The following is a 17,951-nucleotide window of genomic DNA, read 5'->3' as shown; positions in this document are numbered from 1 at the left end:
TATGATTTGTTAATTTAATAATATAAATATAAAATAAGTTTATATTATTGTTACAATACCAAATTGTATTTAACTTTAAAATGAAAATAAATAAATTATACAATAATAATTATTGATTATAGTTATTATTGTATACTCATGCTGTTTTGCAGAATCGGTTCTACAAAACTTCGTGGAACTTACATGCTTAACTATAAAATAAGTATAGCTGTGTGTGTTTGCTCCTCATTTTACATTCCAATTCTCCAAATCATTTGAGAATAATTTGCTATATTCGCACTAGTTTACAATCTTTTTAATATTTTTTTATATTTATAAATAAATTTTTTTAAAAAATGCTTGTGAAGTGTTGTATAGTAAGGTAATTTTAAAACAGTAACAAGATAATTTAATAATGTATAATTAGAATGTTAAAATCATTAAAGTTTTTATTAATATTAATTATGCTTGCTCAATTGTTGTCATGCACCCCTTCAGCTCCTTATGAAATTAAAAGTCCGTGCGTTTCTGCTGATATAGATGATCGATCGAGTTTAAGCGTAAATCCTTGTATAAGAAGACCAGTTAATTCAGTGAATATAGCATAAACGCAATAGTTTTACACAATAACAATTTAATAAAATACCTTTGATATGAATAATATATTTGGTTTCTTTAAATCAAGTAATAACTCGCAACGTGTTGGAGATACACAAAATCAAGAAAGTATTAAATCGGCTAATCCTTTAAAAATTACTCAGAATTGGTATGAAGAGCGATCTGATAAGTTAATTGTTCAACGTAACTTACTTATCATATTAATAATAATACTAACCATTTTTATGGTTATATCAACTTTAGTAATAGCATTTGTAGTAAAATCTAAACAGTTTGATCCTTTTGTTATTCAGCTTAATAGTAATACCGGACGTGCCTCGGTGGTAGAACCTATGTCATCACCGGTATTAACAGCAGATGAGTCTCTTACAAGGTATTTTATCAAGAAATATATAACGGCACGAGAAACATATAATCCGGTTGATTTTACTACTTTAGCTCGTACAACAATAAGATTATTGTCAACAAGCAGTGTTTATTATAATTATCTTAGCTATATAAGAAATAAAGATTTTGATCCTATTTTAAAATATAAAGAAGATAATACTACATTTTTAGTAATAAAATCATGGTCAAAAATCGCAGCAGATAAATATATAGTTAGATTTTCCGTAAATGAAACATCAGGAAACCAATTAGTTTATAATAAAATAGCAGTAGTAAGTTATGCTTATGTACCTATGCAATTAACAGATTCAGAACTTGATATAAATCCGGTAGGATTCCAAGTTAACGGATATAGGGTAGATGATGACAATAGTTAGATTTTGTTTTTTAGTGTTTGGATTATTTAGTAGTTTTATATCTCAAGCTAAATGTCCTCTTATAGAAGAGGATCCATATAGTAATAGTAGTAATAATTATTATGTAGATGATTTATCTATAACTAAAGATAATAGGATAAAAACTTATATATATAATCCAAATGAAGTTTATTTGTTAGTGTTGCATTTTGGTTTTCAATCACATATAGAATTTGCTAAAAACGAAGAAATCAAAAATATAATTCTTGGGGATTCTTATGCATGGAAAATAACTCCTCTGGCAAATAGATTATTTATAAAACCGCTTGAAAAAGATATTCGTACAAATATGACTATTATAACTAATAAAAGAACATATGAATTTGATATCGCTTCTACAGAACTTATGATGGGTAACGAAAGGGATTTAGTATATGTAATTAAATTTTACTATCCTAAGAAAAACAGTAACTACATGGTAAGGTTTTAGTACGATCACTCTAGTTGTTCTATGAAAGATTGTTCATGTAGAATGATATCTTAAACGTCTGTACAGTATATAGGCAAGCCAAGGTATGACAATTTTTTAAATAATAAAAAAACACTTTAACTAATATAATTTAGATATGGCTGAAGAGCAAAATAATAATAATACTAATACCGGTTCTTTATCAGGAGCAGATTCGCCTGAAGTACAAAGAGAATTATCAAAAATTTCAGTTAGCTTTAATAAGAGTATTGCAATAGTAGTTGTAATTTGTGGTATTTTTATATATATTTTTTATACTCTTTTTTTCGGTACTATAAAAGAAGAGATACCGAAGACTCAGGTGTCGAGTAGTATTGTAAAACCTGTTACAGATGTTGAGGATAATATTCCAGAGATTCCAAAGTTACCTGATCCGCCGAAGCTTGAGACACCCATTCCTCCTCCACCGCCTCCTCCAGTAGTAAAGATGCCACCAGTTTTACCTCCTACTACTCCTGTAGAAGAGAAGAAAGACAAAACACTTCCTTTGCCGCCGATTTCGTTGCCTTCGACCTCAGGAACGCTAATTGAGACTGATGAAGCAAAGAAACGTCGTGAAGCAAAAAGAAAATCAGCTATAGTGTTGGTTGGTGGTGTAGAGCTTAAAAAAGCATCGGAACAGATTACGGCAGAAGCAACATTTAAAGATCGCGGTGATATGTCTTTGGTTCTCGGACGCGGTAAATTAATTGATGCAGTGCTTGAGACGGCAATAAATAGTGATCTCGGCGGTGAAATAAGAGCCATTATTAGTAGAGACGTATTTTCTGAGAAAGGTAAAGTTATATTGATACCGAAAGGATCAAAAATATTTGGTAAATATGCAACCTCAACTTCATCAGATAGTTACGGTAGAGTTTCTATAATATGGGATAGAATAGATTTAACCAATGGTTATACTATAGAATTTGATTCACCTACAGTTGATAATTTAGGTAGACCTGGGATACAAGGAAGAGTCGATAATAAATATAAAGAACAATTTGTAAATGCAGTTTTACAATCTGGCTTTAATATAGGTCTTGCTAAAGTCCTTGATAAGTTGGTGCCGCCTCCTATAAACTCGCAAGCTGCAGCAACTAATAGTGCTACAGCTACACAATTATTAAATACTGCTCAAACTATTGCATCTAATACCTCAATGGATCCAAATATGAGGATAGTTACAATTTGTACTAACGTACTTGCTGCTATTACCGATAAAACTTCAAACGCTTATACTATTATGACTCAAGCATGTACAACAGCCCAAGATCCTTCGTCAGCGAATACTGCCGATCAGAGATTATCTACGTTAGTACAGGCAGTTAATAAGGCAGCTTCAAGTTTGCTTACTACTACGTCTATAGTATCAACTCCGACGAAAGCACAGCAAGCTTCTACTAAAGCTTTTACAGATGTTACAAATGTTGTACAAAATATGATAACTCAGCAGCAGTTTAAACCGACAACGACGGTTAATCAAGGTACGCCGGTTAGAATATACGTTAATAAGGATTATAAATTCCCAAAAGCCATTTTATTAAAATCGAAGGTAATGAAATGAATTTAGAATTTGCTGCCTTAGAGACATTTTTACTTCCTTTTAAAAATTTATTTGCTGAAGACGGTATTAATGAAATTATGGTTAATAAGCCTGGAGAAGTATGGGTTGAAAGGAAAGGCGATATATACTCTCAGCCAATACCGGAACTGGATAGCGAACATCTACTTTCATTAGGACGTTTAATTGCTCAATCTACCGAACAGATGATTTCAGAAGAAAAGCCTTTACTTTCTGCAACTTTACCAAATGGTTACCGTATTCAAATAGTGTTTCCTCCTGCTTGTGAAATAGGACAAATCATTTATGCTATCAGAAAGCCTAGCGGTATGAATTTCACTTTAGATGAGTACGCTAAAATGGGGGCATTTGATGAAACTGCAACAGAGAGTTTAGTCGATGAAGATACAGTAATTTTAAATAATTTCTTAGCTGAAAAAAAGATTAAAGAATTTATTAAACATGCAGTTATTTCAAAGAAAAATATTATAATTAGCGGTGGTACTTCAACCGGTAAAACTACTTTTACAAATGCGGCACTTACTGCAATACCTGTAATAGAAAGATTGATTACTGTAGAAGATGCTCGTGAAGTTGTACTATCAAGACATCCTAACAGAGTACATTTACTTGCCTCCAAAGGAGGACAGGGACGAGCAAATGTTACTACTCAAGATTTAATAGAAGCCTGTTTGCGTTTAAGACCTGATAGAATTATAGTTGGTGAGCTTCGAGGTAAAGAAGCTTTTAGTTTTTTGCGTGCTATTAATACCGGTCATCCCGGTTCAATATCGACACTGCATGCTGATAGTCCTGCTATGGCAATTGAGCAGTTAAAGCTTATGGTTATGCAAGCTGATCTCGGTATGCCGCCTGAAGAAGTAAAGAAGTATATTTTAACCGTTGTAGATATCATTGTGCAGTTAAAACGTGGTAGCAGCGGGAAAAGATATGTTTCGGAAGTATATTATAAGAAGAACAAAAATGCTGAAAGAATGGTGTAAGCTCGTTCAATTTGAAAAATTGGCTATGTTACTTTTTGCTTATAATCCTCAGGTAGTAATTCTACGCTGTAGTTATAAGCTTCAAAGTGTCTTGCTCTTTTTCAAATTGAACTTCGTCTACCATCTCATAATAAAATATTAAGTAATAAGTAAAAACTAGGAATATCAATTCATGGAATGGCATAAGATACTTAAAGTTACTAGGAATATATTTGGTCATGCTATAATTTATCCGGTTGTTATTTTTTGTACCATGTGGATAAGCGGTGCATTTGTTGCAATTTTTACTAATGAAGTTGGAGCTTTAGGCGTAGATATAAATGCTATAAATATTGCTTATAAGTGGGCTTATTGGCTTATTAATGTTTGGTGGCAGTTAAAAATTGTCGACTATAATTATTTAAAATTAAAGCTACTCGCATCTCTTCTTGGGCCTGCTATTATTGTTATAATATTTTACATTAAAAATTTTGGAAAAATAAAATCATTACAATTTTTTAAGCAACCGGAAAAAGTATATGGAGATGCTAGTTGGGCTAAACCATCAGATATAGAGGCCGCAGGTCTTAGATCTAAAAAAGGTATGTTAATAGGTGTTGATGCCGGTGGATATTTTGTTGCCGATGGTTTCCAACATGCTTTATTATTTGCTCCTACCGGTTCAGGTAAAGGTGTGGGTTTTGTAATACCTAACTTGTTATTTTGGAGTGATTCTGTAGTAGTACATGATATAAAGCTCGAAAATTACGGTTTGACGAGCGGTTGGCGTGAGAAACAAGGTCAGAAAGTTTTTGTGTGGGAGCCTTCTAATCCCGATGGTATAACTCATTGTTACAATCCGCTTGATTGGGTTAGTACTAAGCCTGGTCAAATGGTTGATGACGTTCAAAAAATTTCAAACCTTATAATGCCTGAAAAGGATTTTTGGAATAATGAAGCACGCAGTTTATTTTTAGGTGTAACTTTATATTTAATAGCTGATCATACTAAAACTAAATCTTTTGGTGAAGTAGTGCGTACCATGAGAAGTGACGATGTAGTTTATAATCTAGCAGTCGTACTTGATACTTTAGGCAGTGTAATACATCCTGTTGCATATATGAATATTGCTGCGTTTCTGCAAAAAGCTGATAAAGAGCGTTCAGGTGTAATATCTACAATGAACTCATCTCTTGAATTATGGGCAAATCCGTTAATCGATTCTGCTACCGCTACCTCTGATTTTAATATACAAGAATTTAAAAAAGTCAAAACAACTGTATATGTAGGACTTACTCCAGATAATATACAACGCTTGCAGAAATTAATGCAGGTATTTTATCAGCAAGCTACAGAATTTTTAAGCCGAAAAATACCCGATGTAAAAGAAGAACCTTATGGTGTGATGTTCTTACTTGATGAGTTCCCAACTCTTGGGAAGATGGATACTTTTAAAGCCGGTATAGCATATTTTAGAGGTTATAGAGTACGTTTATTTTTAATTATTCAAGATACGCAGCAATTAAAAGGAACATATGAAGATGCCGGTATGAATTCATTCTTATCTAATGCAACATACCGTATTACTTTTGCTGCTAATAACTATGAAACAGCAAATTTAATATCGCAGCTTGTTGGTAATAAGACGGTAGAACAAAGATCATTTAGTAAACCTTTATTTTTTGATCTTAATATTTCTACTAGAACACAAAATGTTTCTCAAGTTCAAAGGGCTTTACTTTTACCTCAAGAAGTAATACAGTTACCGAGAGATGAGCAAATTGTTTTAATAGAATCCTTTCCACCTATAAAATCTCGTAAAATTAAGTATTACGAAGATAAGTTGTTTACTAGTAGATTATTACCGCCTACTTTTGTACCTATTCAAGTACCTTTTGATCCTAGGGCAAATAATAATGAGGATTCTGAAGAGACTGAAACAACAACTGCTCCGGAAAATAATGAGTAAGATCCACAAATGCGTTCAGCTATTATTGATATCGGTTCAAATGCTTTAAGAGCGGTAGTTTATGAAAGTGATGAGCTTGGAGCTCCAGAAATTTTTAATTATAAATTTAGAAATTATCTTATAAATTTACTTAATTTAGATAGTTTAGATGTAAAACATCAAACATATTTATCTCTACAATATCTTATTCATATTTTTACCAAGCTTTCTGTTACTAATATTAGATGTGTTGCAACAGCTATACTTAGAGGACATCCTAAAGCAGATGAATTCAAAGCTATAATTAAAAAGAGATTCAATATTGATATTGAAATTATCTCAGGTGAACGTGAAGCTTATTTAGCTGCTGCCGGATTAATTTCCGGTATTAGTGATGCTTCCGGTATTGTAGCGGATCTTGGTGGTGGAAGTCTTGAGCTTGCACAGATTGGAAATAAGAAGGTTGGTAAATTAAAATCATTGCCGCTTGGTACTAAAATTATTGCTAGGAGCAATTTTTGTGATGTCGGGCTGATTACTAAAATGCTAGAGGAGGAATTTGGAGCTGAACATTATCCTAATTTATATTTAATTGGCGGTGCATTACGTCTAATGAGCCGTATATATATGGACTCTATAAATTATCCTCTTAAACATTTACATAATTTTGAAATAAATCGTGTAGAGTTTGAGTTATATTTAGAGAAATTATCGCAAATCGATAAATTAAAGTTGAGTTATTACGAGCAGAAGGCCATAAATTATAATGCTGTTTTAGTAATAAAAGCAATGATTAAGGTATTTTCACCAGAAAAAATTATTATCTCAAATTATGGTTTAAAAGAAGGAGTAAGATTTGACTCGTTGCCAACACATGAAACAGCAAAAGATATTATTTATGAGAGGGTAAGGAGATTAGTAAAATTTGATAAAAATATATGTAAAATTGAAAAATATATTGAAGCAGTACAATATCTTTTAATTAATTCCGATTCCACAACTCTTATTATTATTGAACTTGCTATAATGCTAGCACAATATAATAAAAATATTGATAAAACGCTTAGAGCAAATTTTGTTTCGGAATTTATATTATCGTCAGATATTCCTTTTAGTCATAGACAGCGTCTTATGTTATGCATTGCCCTTACCGTTACTTATACTGCTAAAACTGACATGCAGATTAATAAAATAGCTAAGAAAATGATTAGTACAAGCGATTATTACAACAGTCATATAATCGGTTATTATATAAAAATTGCTAGAGAAATTGATGGACCGGAATTCCAAGAACCTTCTTTTTCGATTAAATTAAAAGATGATAAGTTTTTACAAATTAATGCTTCAAATATTTTGCCTAAACAAGTCTTTGAAAAGGTTTGTGAACGTTTAAAAGATATAAGTACTGCTAGAAAGAATATTAGTCATAATTTTAGCGATTAGGTGTTGCTATATGACTACTATGTTATTCCTTAAAGGCATTGTTACGTTGATGATCGAAAAACGCACTTTGTGTCATCCCGTGTAGCTTGTGACCAACGGGATCCAAGAAACAACTTATAGCGTATATTTTTTGATATTTTTGCTCTTGATCTTGAGAAACCGTAGAAAATGCATAACGCTTTTTATAGTCATTTTATAATTTAAGCATTGCCGGTTTATTAGTAGCTAAGTCTAAAGATAATATCAGACCATACGATACATTATTTACTAAAAAAGCCCGAATCCTGAAAAAGCCGGAGCGGATTTTTTAGTGGGCTAATTGCAAGCAAATTATTATTCGGTAATAGTTATATTTTATCAACTCTAGACTCGTATCCTAAAGAGATTTATTTACTCTACTGGCTCTTGCTACGGAACTTAGTTATAGAACATAGCAACTTAGTTGTATATAAATATAAAAGTGCAGCCGGTGATAGAATTTATAAGATTGATCCTATTTGTACGATGAGTAGAGTTTTGCATTTAAAAAACTATCATCCTTTAGATTAGCATTACATGTTATCTTGTTTAGACGCCACTTCTCTTCTTAATTGACTCACATTTAGCAATCTTCTTATTGGAATCATTCATTATTACAACATACGGTTATCTTAACAATGAACAATTTAAAAGATTGCAAACTCATATTGTCAGAGAAATGTAGTGGTAATAGTAATGCCAGTAAGCCTTTATTGCTTGAAGGAGAGCTTGTTTGCAAGAAATGAGTATTAATCCAAAGTATATGGATTTTATTGAATCTACAAATTTGGTAGCAAGAGAAATAGCACTAGCATTTGGAGTACCGGCCTGTAGAGCTACTTGGTATAAACAGTGATAATACCTATAGCAATATGCAAGAATCACACCTTGCTTTATGGAAAGATACGATAATTCCTTGACTTGATAAAATTGCAGATTAGTATAAGTAATTGGTTTTCGTATCTTTTAAAGGAAGAGATCATTATTGCTTTTGAATAGTTAAGCTTATTATTTTGTTTGAAGATGAGTTATTATGTATTACGGCTGCATAAAAATGAAAATAATATAATAGATACTAAAAACGTTACTGAAACCTTAAATAAGTTAGGTCTTAATAGTGCAGTTAAACAAATTATCTAATAGTCAAACATCATCTGAAAATTCAAAAATAGATAAAAAAGATAATAGATAATTTTTTAGAAAATTAAAATTTAAAAAATCTTTAAAGTTCAAAATTAATAAATTAAAGAGAGGTAAATATTGAGAGCGTGTTAATTGCGCAAATGGTAGTTTTCAATGATCAGCATGCAGATGGAGGTATATTAGTAATAAATGCACTATCTGTAATTAATGCTATAGTAAATCCTAATAACGGTATGATAATTCTGTATGCTGATTTTACAATTAGTGCCCCAATTGCTGGAGATATAAGAGAGATCAGAATAGCTGATAACGTAAAATATACGATTGATGCTAAAAACAGTAGATTTATTAAATAACACTGCAAAGATAATATTTGAAGGGACAGATTTGGAATTAGATTTAATAAATATCAAATATGGGTAATATGGATAAAAGCAGTTTACATTATACGCTAATTTAAATCCGTTAGATCTAAAAGATGAATATGGGATAGTAAAAGAGTAGAGGCAATTACAAACGGTCTTACTGTATAGCAAATAATGGAGGACCTTACACCATAGGGCAAGATAACACACATCGTCTTAAAGAGTTTGAAGTTAAGGGAATAGATAATATCAGTATTTACAAAGTTACTAAGCATGAATAAATAGCAGTAAAGTAACATTTAACCAAGTATTAAATTTAGGAGCAGGTGGTAATATCGCTTTTTGAGCAGATGGTATGCTTAGTAGTAAACGGAATCACCGGTTCCATGGAAATAATGATAATTCTTTATCAGAAGTAAATATTAATAGTATAGGAAATTTTTATGGAGAGGTTAATGCTACTAATTTTAATATTAATAATGCGGATGCAAATGTTACGGTAAGTAGATTATTGATAGGAGATGTATTATATAGTGCTGAATTAATAGTAAACGGAGTGACCTGTTCAATCACGACGTCTGCAAATAATCAATGGGACTTGACTATAAATAGCTGTAATGTTATTGGAACAATAGAGATGAATAGTTTAAAATTCGTGAATATTCGAGCAAATCCTGTGACATTGTCTGCTAATGTATTGCTCCTTGTAATCCTAATTTGAACAGGTCTCAAGTTTGACTTTAGCAAAGGGTGTTAAATTAACCCGTAGTGTAAGTACTAGAAGTACGTATGGATAATATGTAGGCGTGACAGATATGGCATAGAGGTGCAAAAATGGGTGCAAGCTGAAAGAGAATAGAGATATGGGCAGGAGTGACTAGTCTTGGAAGCGAAGTATATGTGGGAGCAACAAGTTCTTACAGATAAAGCATCAGTATTAAAATTAGAACATCAAAGTATAATTCTGGCAATATTACTACTACAGCCGAATAAATAGCGGTAAGCTAGTATTTGTAGCTGATGGAACTGTTGGCAGTACGGTAGGAGTAAACGGTGCAGTTTTAGAAGAAATAATATTTAATGGAGTGGATACTATAGAAGGTGTCACTTATGCTCAAACTTTTACCATAGCAAATGCTAATGCTAATGTTACAGTTAAAGGATTAATGACCGGTAACGTAAAACTTAATATTGCCAATGGTATTACTTATGGTTTAGGAAGTAAACATAATAGTTTAGTTAGTGTACAAGTGTGAAAATAGTACTGTTAAATGAGATGTATATTCTAACAAGATTAATATTGCTGTATGTAAGAATATATATTTTGAACGAGATAATAATAGGAATGCTAAGAAGAATATTATTATACAAAATAGTTCTAGTAGATATAGATCTCCTTCCTCGTTCACTTCAGCTATTTACTTATTTAACCAATATTAATGCAGATAAATTACATTGTACCGGCTGCTGCTTCTGCACATATTTAAATATATAGTTTTAGTAAATGCTGAAATTGATGATGGTAGTATTACAAAATTTGATGAAAATGTTTGGTTAAAATAAGAAATTAAACATATAGAGCAGATAGAGTTTGGTTCTGAGAAATTTACTATTCTTAAGAAGAATATTAAGCAGCTAATTTAGTAGCAAATAAAGCACATTTAGTGTTGCTCTCTAATTGAGAGATAAATGTCGATTCACAATTTATGGATACTGTTTAGATTTAACTACTTATGAATTAAAACATACTGGAAATGTTACATATAACGGTCCTCTCTATATTTATTATATTTTGGTACAACATTGCAATCAGACGCGCAATCAGGCGCTTATATATTGTCGGTCACAGGGCTAATGTTGATATATCAGCTTTAGATATTATAGTTTAATATAAGTAATTAAAGTTAAATCATGCTCTGATATTACTCAAATTACTCCTGATACTAAATATGAAATAATATTGAAAGAAGCAGGTGGAAGTGTTACTTCCTGTTACTCAAGATAAAGTTACTGTTGATACAGGCAGAGAATTAAACAGGTTGATAAGATTGGTAAGCGATGAGCATGGAGTTGTATTACTGAATAATAATGGTGATGGTGGTGGTAATGCAACAAACTCTGATCCTGGTGATAACGGCGGAAGTAGTCATAAAGACGATTGAGGAGGAATAATACCTTATTTTTGATCCAAACCTGATAAGAGATGAGGTTACGGGGTCCCCCTAGGCATTATAGATCAATTAATTGAACAATGTGCTGAATTTATTAGGTAATAAAAGCTATACAGCTACCGTATTAAATGATTTAAGATTGACAAAAAATGTATTGGAAACTTTAGATAGTTTAGGTGGAAGAACAGATGTGTGAGAAGTGAGTGAGAGGCTTGGAGAGTTTAATCAATGAGAAGTAGAGGATATATTAACTGATATTTCGATCAATATGGACAGTTTTGTTTCTTCGGTTATCAACAAATAGACTCGGTGAGATAATAAGGACGAAAGTACGGTTAAGTGTTTTAAATAAAGCTAATAGCGGTGAGAATCGTGAGAGCCGTACTAACCAAAGCGGTATTAGCTACCGGTGATGAGGATAATATCGTTACGGGTATTTGGGTAGTTCATTTCTATGGTGTAAGGCTATGCAAAAATTCCATAATAATTTGGCAAGGTGATATAAGTCTAAATCCCAAAGAGGAATAATAGGTTTTGATTATGCTTTAAGTGACAGCATAATACTTGGTGCTGCTTTATACTAGAGCTGATAGTAAATTACGCCATCGAGATATTGTTGTAAAGTCGAAAGACTAAAGCTATAGGCGATATATACTCTATCTGCTGGCTTTATAATTGTGAGACAAGTAATTTCTTTGTTGAGTCTATAGGTTCATACGGTAGAAGTAAAATTAAGAATTATGAAAGACGTCAGGTTTTCTATAGGTGATCAAACTGCAATCGGTAAATTTATAGTGGTGAATTACGTGGCGATAATTATGTAATATCTAACCTTACAGCTATAAAACCTATGGTTGGAGCTTGTTATGCTACATTTAAAAATAAAAGGTATAGTGGGGCTAAAAGACGTAAAAGTAAAACCGCAATTACACGGTTTTGTAAATTATGATTTTAGAGGAAAATTGTCAAATACCAATGCACAGCTTGATGGAATAGATGAGCTGCTTACAACAGTGAGATTTAAACCTGTAAAACTAAATTATAATTTAGGTGAGAGTTTTTCTACTAAAAATGATATGATAGAATTTGGTGTTAGATACATAATGTATCCCTTGCAAAACAATATATAGGTAACCAAGCCTCTTGAAGGCTAAAAGTCAATCTATAAGTTTATTTAAATAAATTATGAGCTTTATCACATAATCTCACATAGTGACCATTGCATAAAAGATTAAGTTTAAATCCTGAACTAGTTCAAGAAATTTATACTATAATTTCTGAAATTGAAGGAGTAAAAAATAGCTGGCACATTACTAAGCAATTGTTACCTCAACGCTAGATCACTTAACTTGCTACGTAATTAACTTCTACCGGTTCTTCTAACCGTATTGATGGTAATAAACTTACCGATGATTTAGAAAATCTTTATAGCAATTTAAATGTTCAGAAATTTAAAACACGAGATGAGTAAGAAATAGTAGGGGATTTGTACTATGCCTTGAATTGATCTTTGATAATTATAAAGAAATACATATTACAGAATCGCTTATATTAAAATTACATAGCGATATGTTGGTTTATAGTGATAATATGTGTCATAAGGGAAATTATAAATTTACCTTAAACCGAGTAGAAGCAAAAGATTATGACAGTAATGTAGTAGGTGTATAATATTTGATCCTATTGCTCCTTATTTGGTAAAAAAGGAAATGTAGGAGTTAATAGATTAGTATAATCTAGCAGTTTAACGATAAATCCAAACATCCGCTCATCCTTATTGCTAATTTTATTTTTTAATGGTAGAACAAGTAGATTACTAACAAATTTATTGCTTCTAAAACATGGTTATTCACTCAAATCATTTATCATGAGATCGTATTATTGAAGAAAACAAAATTGATTATTATAAAATAAATACTAAAAAATAAAACTCAAGGATCTTGGAAAACAGAACTTGAAGATATTACTGTTTAGTTATAGTGCTTTTTAAATGTAGTTAAGTTACAAAGTATTAAAGCTTTACAGATTATTAAAGAAGATAATATAGAATATTTATTATCCGAAATAATTAGCAGTATGGAATTGGATTAATAAAGGAAATAAAGAAATTAGCCGCAAGGACGTAGGTTGACCTAACAGGATTTCCTGAACGCACTAAGTATTAAGCAATCCTAGGGTTTAAACCTATGAAAAATTGTATTAAGAATTTAATTACCTTACTTTCAATAGAAGCATTTTAAAGATGAAACTTCCTATTCTCTCTATTTGAAGGTAGCGATTGACTTAAGGTTTGGACTATTTAAGTCTGTTTCATTACTTATGTAACAATAAGAATTAATTATTAAATCGATTGATCAATGAATACTAAGCTTGCTAATAATGTTTTCTTTCGGTATTTCTATTTGCTTTAAATATAACTATTATCGATCAGTTTTATTAAGCGCTCTCGCTGCTTATATGTTCTAATTATGCTCCTCGTTGTAGAAATTTAATTTTGCCGCAATCGCTCGCTATTATAACGACTGCATTGCCAAGTACTATGAATATGAGGGTAGAGGAGAGGGTCGTTAACTCTATAGCCGGTTTATGCTGCAATAGCTTATGTCTAAACTATCGCCGAACTATAGGGACTACGGTATTTAGTATTAGGACAGGTATTTTGTAGCTGATTGAGGCTGAAATACACTATCGGCGAATATTATAATGATTATAGGAGTTAATAGACTTATAGCTTATTATGTAGCTGTAAGAACTTTCATGTGTTTTATTATTTGTTTTATTATTAAACCTTTGTAAAATAAATTCACCTGATCCGGGTTATTAATGCTACTGATTCAATTTTCAACCTTTGCATAATTGCTAGGTTAAATATTAACTTTTCTTTTTATCTCAAATGAGAAACTTTAATATTGTTGAAATCTTCTAAAGGCAATTCTTCATATACTATATAACTAAGTGACCTAAAAGCTGGAGTGTTATCAATGCTTAGTTGCTTTTAATTAAAAGATCGGGTTATTCATTGTGTGTCTGATCCTTTTATAATTAAAATTATACTTGCCTAAATTTATTACCTCATCATCCTGCCTATACTCTATTAATCTCAGTAATTTCTCCCTCACAAATACTGACACAGCAGATGAAAAGAAATAGCTATATTCTCGTTAGTAAAATTAGTAACGGATTTTAGGTTGTCGGAATATGGGAAATATTTTTTAACGATGGGTACTATTTGTTATCTTTTTAATTTGATCTGCCCAAATTATTTTTTGTAGTTAACTCTTGCAAAAATTAGTAGTATTGGTTCGCCGTAACGTGCTGTAGTATATTTAAAGCTTTCTTTAAAATTTTTAATATTATCATATTCTGTTGGTGCATGATTTAGTTGATCTAAATAACTCACCAAGCATTTTGCTGCAAATCTTCCTAAACTTGAAAATGTGCTACCCCAAAATGCATTTTCGACAATACTACCTAGCATGCTAAAAAACTTCCAAACATATTTATCATATTATAATCCATTTAATATGCATTGATATTAGCATTATGATGTGGTAACACTAATATATTAAATTTCGTCATTGCGAGCGGTGTGGATCTATGTCATTCCTGTGTAAGCAAATTGTTGTGTGGAGTGGAAAACGCGTGCAGTGTTTTATACCGTGGCTTGGCCACACATATAGAAATACAACTTAAACTACTGATAATTTTAGTATTTTTAACTGGATTTAGTGGTCAAGTCGCCGTACAATGATCAGGGCGGAAACCGAACCACGCAACAACACTTTCTTGCATACGCGGGAATAATGACATAAAAAGCCTTAGGAATGACAATCAAAATGGTATTAATGTTTAAAAAGTATATATTTATTTTAATATTATTTATTGCGTCTATAGTTCGTGCAGAGATTATAGAAGTAGATAGCTTGAATAAAATAAAGCAAGATTTTAATGAAAATTATAATAAAAATTATGTACCGCAGGATTTATTAGTAGTAATAGTTTTAGATGCATTTCTGTTTAAGTCTTTAGTTCCTATCGGTAAACACCTTGATAAGGATATTTATTTAAAAATCACTCCTATTTTGCATAATATTAATACAAATCCAAAAGCTATTTATATAGAGCAATTGATTTTAACTAATGCTAAATATAATAAAGAGTTACAAGAATCGGATTTTCCAAATTTTGTCAGTGAAATTAGTAATAGTAAAATCCCTATAATAGCTGTAAATAAAGGATTTACCGGTAATTTTAATAATATTCCTAAATTTGAAATATGGTTTGCCGATTACTTAAAGAAAAATTTCGATATTGATTTTTCAAATAGTTTTCCAAACAATAATTATATTATTTTTAATAATTTCAACAGTTTTGCTAATACTTATCCAGTATTTTATAAAGGCATATTGACCAATAATAATATACCAGAAGCAGAGATGATTTTTAAATTTCTTATTCAAATAAGATTTATGCCTAAAGCTTTTATAATGATTAGTAGTAACATAGAATTATTAAAATCAATGGAATTTCAACTTAATAGTTATAGTTCTAATATATTATTTATCGGTTATCATTATAATAATAAAAATACCCAAGAAGATCAAGATGTAGCAAATTATACTAAACTCATTAATGATTTAATACCTCAAATAAATAAAGTAAAAAGAAATAATCCACCTTTAAAGAATAATAGTACAAAAGGTAAAAATCCTTATGACAAAAGTAGACTTCTTAAATAACCTTCTTCTAAAGGTAATTTGTAAGTCAATTCAGTACTCACATCCTCACGTACTTTTTTGTACGCTGCGGTGCTACGTTTCGTGTTTCCTTCAAATTCCTCTTTATAAGGTAGGTTATTTAAGAGGTAAAGTTGTATTGAGTTTACTTTGCTTAGTTATTTCCTATGCAGGCTATGGTCAAATTATTCCTACTTACTCCGTAGATTCTGTAACAATGAAAAATTTATTACCGAAGATAGATGCAGATACACTGGTACTTGTAAATATAGATAATACTATTATAACACCGAAATCAAAATTATTTCGATACCAAGATAATTCTTATATAAATTTTACTAAATATTTATATAGTCTTGCAGTGGATAACTCATCAGTTAATAAAACTATTGCACAATTGATAGAGCAACGTCAAATGATGCTTGTTGAATCTAAATGGGTAGATTTAATTAATAAGATGAAACAGCAAGGAGCAACGGTTTTAGGACTTCAGGAAATAACCACTCCGTGTAATTTAATTGAAAATTATGAAGGATGGCTATATACCTTACTTTATAGACTTAATATTAATTTTACTAATAAAGTTAATGATAAAGATGTATTTAGATTTAATCCAAGTGATGCTGGAGCCCCTATTTTTTATTTAGGTATAATATTTACTGGTAATATAAATAAAGTAAAAACTCTTATAGAGTTCTTGAAAATTATACCAACACAACCTACAAAAATAGTAATTTTTGCAAATAATAAAAAAGATTTAGAAAATATGGACTCTTATTTAAGAATGGTTGATATAGAATATTATGGAATTGAGTATTTGGGGTGGACCCAATTACCTGGGTCACCTGATCATCAAATCGCTGAGTTGCAGCAGGCTGTACTTCTAAATACCGGTCAGTGGTTAGAGGATGATATCGCTGCAAAAATGTTAAATAAATAATATGGACAATAACTTAATAGCTGCTTTAAAAGATTTAATTATTAATACTGGTAAGATTGCACTAGATATAAAAAAGGCAGGAATATTGACTGATATTAAATCAGACGGTTCTTTCGTTACTAATGCCGATAAGGAAATTAGTAAAATAATTTATCAAACTCTACAAACCTTAACCCCACAAATAGTTATAGTATGTGAAGAGCAGCCGCTACCTATATTAAGTAGTGATACTTTTTGGTTAATCGATCCTATTGACGGGACACGAAGCTATGTAAACGGTAAAAGTACATATACAGTAAATATAGGGCTTATTGAAAAGAATATTCCGACCATTGGCTTAGTATACCAACCTGCAGCGGATAAATTATATTATACAAATGCGAAACAACAATTAAAAATCGAACAAAATTCTTTAGAAATACCTATTAACTACGAATCTAAAAGAGAGGAATTTAATGCAGTAATAGGTTTTTATAATTCAAATAAAGCTACTAAAAAATTTTTAAGCAAATATTCATTCGGTAAAATAAATGCCGTAGGTAGCTCAATCAAATTATGCTTAATTGCTGAAGGAGCAGCTGATATATATCCAAAATTCGGTCAAACTATGGAGTGGGATATAGCGGCAGGTCATGCTTTAATTAGAGCCGGTGGCGGTAATATTTTAGATTGCGATGGAAAAGAAATTACTTACGGTAAAGAAAATTTTGCTAATCCTAATTTTTTCGCCTGTAGCAAATATTGGTTGGAAAAAGTGTCAAAGTGTCATACTGTAGCTTGACCGCGGTATCC

General features: G+C 31.0%; 17 protein-coding genes and 1 pseudogene. 17 read left to right on the top strand and 1 reads right to left on the bottom strand.

The window, feature by feature from the left end; genetic code table 11:
- The first annotated feature begins 407 nt into the window (after positions 1-407).
- The 14 genes and pseudogenes from A1E_RS03720 (at position 408) to A1E_RS03665 (ending at position 12,613) form a co-directional block, all read left to right on the top strand.
- On the top strand, positions 408-587 hold the full coding sequence (locus tag A1E_RS03720) for a DUF2706 domain-containing protein (RefSeq protein WP_041405251.1): 180 nt from the start codon (positions 408-410) through the stop codon (positions 585-587).
- Between the two features lie 45 nt (positions 588-632).
- Positions 633-1,361 carry a VirB8 family type IV secretion system protein gene (locus tag A1E_RS03715; protein ID WP_012148956.1) on the top strand — a complete coding sequence of 243 codons (729 nt, stop codon included), beginning with the start codon at positions 633-635 and terminating at the stop codon, positions 1,359-1,361.
- Positions 1,348-1,830, top strand: a complete 483-nt coding sequence (locus tag A1E_RS03710) for a TrbG/VirB9 family P-type conjugative transfer protein (protein ID WP_012148955.1) — start codon at positions 1,348-1,350, stop codon at positions 1,828-1,830. Before A1E_RS03715 ends, A1E_RS03710 begins: the two co-directional genes overlap by 14 nt.
- 136 nt (positions 1,831-1,966) lie before the next feature.
- Complete coding sequence (locus tag A1E_RS03705) at positions 1,967-3,415, top strand: TraB/TrbI/VirB10 family type IV secretion system protein (protein WP_012148954.1); 1,449 nt, start codon at positions 1,967-1,969, stop codon at positions 3,413-3,415.
- Complete coding sequence (virB11, locus tag A1E_RS03700; RefSeq protein ID WP_012148953.1) at positions 3,412-4,416, top strand: P-type DNA transfer ATPase VirB11; 1,005 nt, start codon at positions 3,412-3,414, stop codon at positions 4,414-4,416. Before A1E_RS03705 ends, virB11 begins: the two co-directional genes overlap by 4 nt.
- Positions 4,417-4,588: 172 nt before the next feature.
- Positions 4,589-6,364, top strand: a complete 1,776-nt coding sequence (locus A1E_RS03695; protein WP_012148952.1) for a type IV secretory system conjugative DNA transfer family protein — start codon at positions 4,589-4,591, stop codon at positions 6,362-6,364.
- Between the two features lie 9 nt (positions 6,365-6,373).
- Entirely contained in the window at positions 6,374-7,786 is a 1,413-nt protein-coding gene (locus A1E_RS03690; protein ID WP_012148951.1) for a Ppx/GppA family phosphatase, read from the top strand.
- A 234-nt stretch (positions 7,787-8,020) separates the two neighbouring features.
- Positions 8,021-8,800, top strand: a pseudogene (locus A1E_RS06925) (phage portal protein); the annotation flags it as partial.
- Between the two features lie 272 nt (positions 8,801-9,072).
- On the top strand, positions 9,073-9,303 hold the full coding sequence (locus tag A1E_RS03680; protein WP_231259264.1) for a hypothetical protein: 231 nt from the start codon (positions 9,073-9,075) through the stop codon (positions 9,301-9,303).
- A 364-nt stretch (positions 9,304-9,667) separates the two neighbouring features.
- Positions 9,668-10,033: a hypothetical protein gene (locus tag A1E_RS03675; protein ID WP_012148949.1), complete on the top strand. Its 366-nt coding sequence runs from the start codon at positions 9,668-9,670 to the stop codon at positions 10,031-10,033.
- 364 nt (positions 10,034-10,397) lie between these two features.
- The gene (locus A1E_RS06590) at positions 10,398-10,568 is read left to right on the top strand and encodes a hypothetical protein (protein ID WP_012148947.1); all 171 of its coding nucleotides are present in this window, start codon (positions 10,398-10,400) and stop codon (positions 10,566-10,568) included.
- 717 nt (positions 10,569-11,285) lie between these two features.
- The gene (locus A1E_RS03670) at positions 11,286-11,474 is read left to right on the top strand and encodes a hypothetical protein (protein ID WP_012148946.1); all 189 of its coding nucleotides are present in this window, start codon (positions 11,286-11,288) and stop codon (positions 11,472-11,474) included.
- 372 nt (positions 11,475-11,846) lie between these two features.
- Positions 11,847-12,011, top strand: coding sequence for a hypothetical protein (locus A1E_RS06280; RefSeq protein WP_155799169.1), 165 nt, complete (start codon positions 11,847-11,849; stop codon positions 12,009-12,011).
- 338 nt (positions 12,012-12,349) lie between these two features.
- Positions 12,350-12,613 (top strand): hypothetical protein, encoded by a 264-nt coding sequence (locus A1E_RS03665; protein ID WP_041405249.1) that lies wholly within the window; start codon positions 12,350-12,352, stop codon positions 12,611-12,613.
- Positions 12,614-14,742: 2,129 nt separating this feature from the next.
- Here A1E_RS03665 and A1E_RS03655 read toward each other — a convergent pair.
- Positions 14,743-14,961 (bottom strand): hypothetical protein, encoded by a 219-nt coding sequence (locus A1E_RS03655; protein ID WP_012148943.1) that lies wholly within the window; start codon positions 14,959-14,961, stop codon positions 14,743-14,745.
- Positions 14,962-15,328: 367 nt separating this feature from the next.
- Here A1E_RS03655 and A1E_RS03650 point away from each other — a divergent pair, with 367 nt between their 5' ends.
- The 3 genes from A1E_RS03650 (at position 15,329) to A1E_RS03640 (ending at position 17,940) form a co-directional block, all read left to right on the top strand.
- Positions 15,329-16,222 (top strand): DUF2608 domain-containing protein, encoded by an 894-nt coding sequence (locus A1E_RS03650; protein ID WP_041405288.1) that lies wholly within the window; start codon positions 15,329-15,331, stop codon positions 16,220-16,222.
- A 94-nt stretch (positions 16,223-16,316) separates the two neighbouring features.
- A complete protein-coding gene (locus A1E_RS03645; protein WP_041405287.1) occupies positions 16,317-17,159 on the top strand; it encodes a DUF2608 domain-containing protein in 843 nt (280 codons plus the stop codon).
- A 1-nt stretch (position 17,160) separates the two neighbouring features.
- Positions 17,161-17,940: a 3'(2'),5'-bisphosphate nucleotidase CysQ family protein gene (locus tag A1E_RS03640; protein WP_012148940.1), complete on the top strand. Its 780-nt coding sequence runs from the start codon at positions 17,161-17,163 to the stop codon at positions 17,938-17,940.
- Positions 17,941-17,951 lie beyond the last annotated feature (11 nt).

It is taken from the genome of Rickettsia canadensis str. McKiel (assembly GCF_000014345.1).
Classification (GTDB): domain Bacteria; phylum Pseudomonadota; class Alphaproteobacteria; order Rickettsiales; family Rickettsiaceae; genus Rickettsia; species Rickettsia canadensis.
The sequence above is the reverse complement of the archived record's forward strand: the minus strand, read 5'-3'. Positions and strand labels throughout refer to the sequence as shown.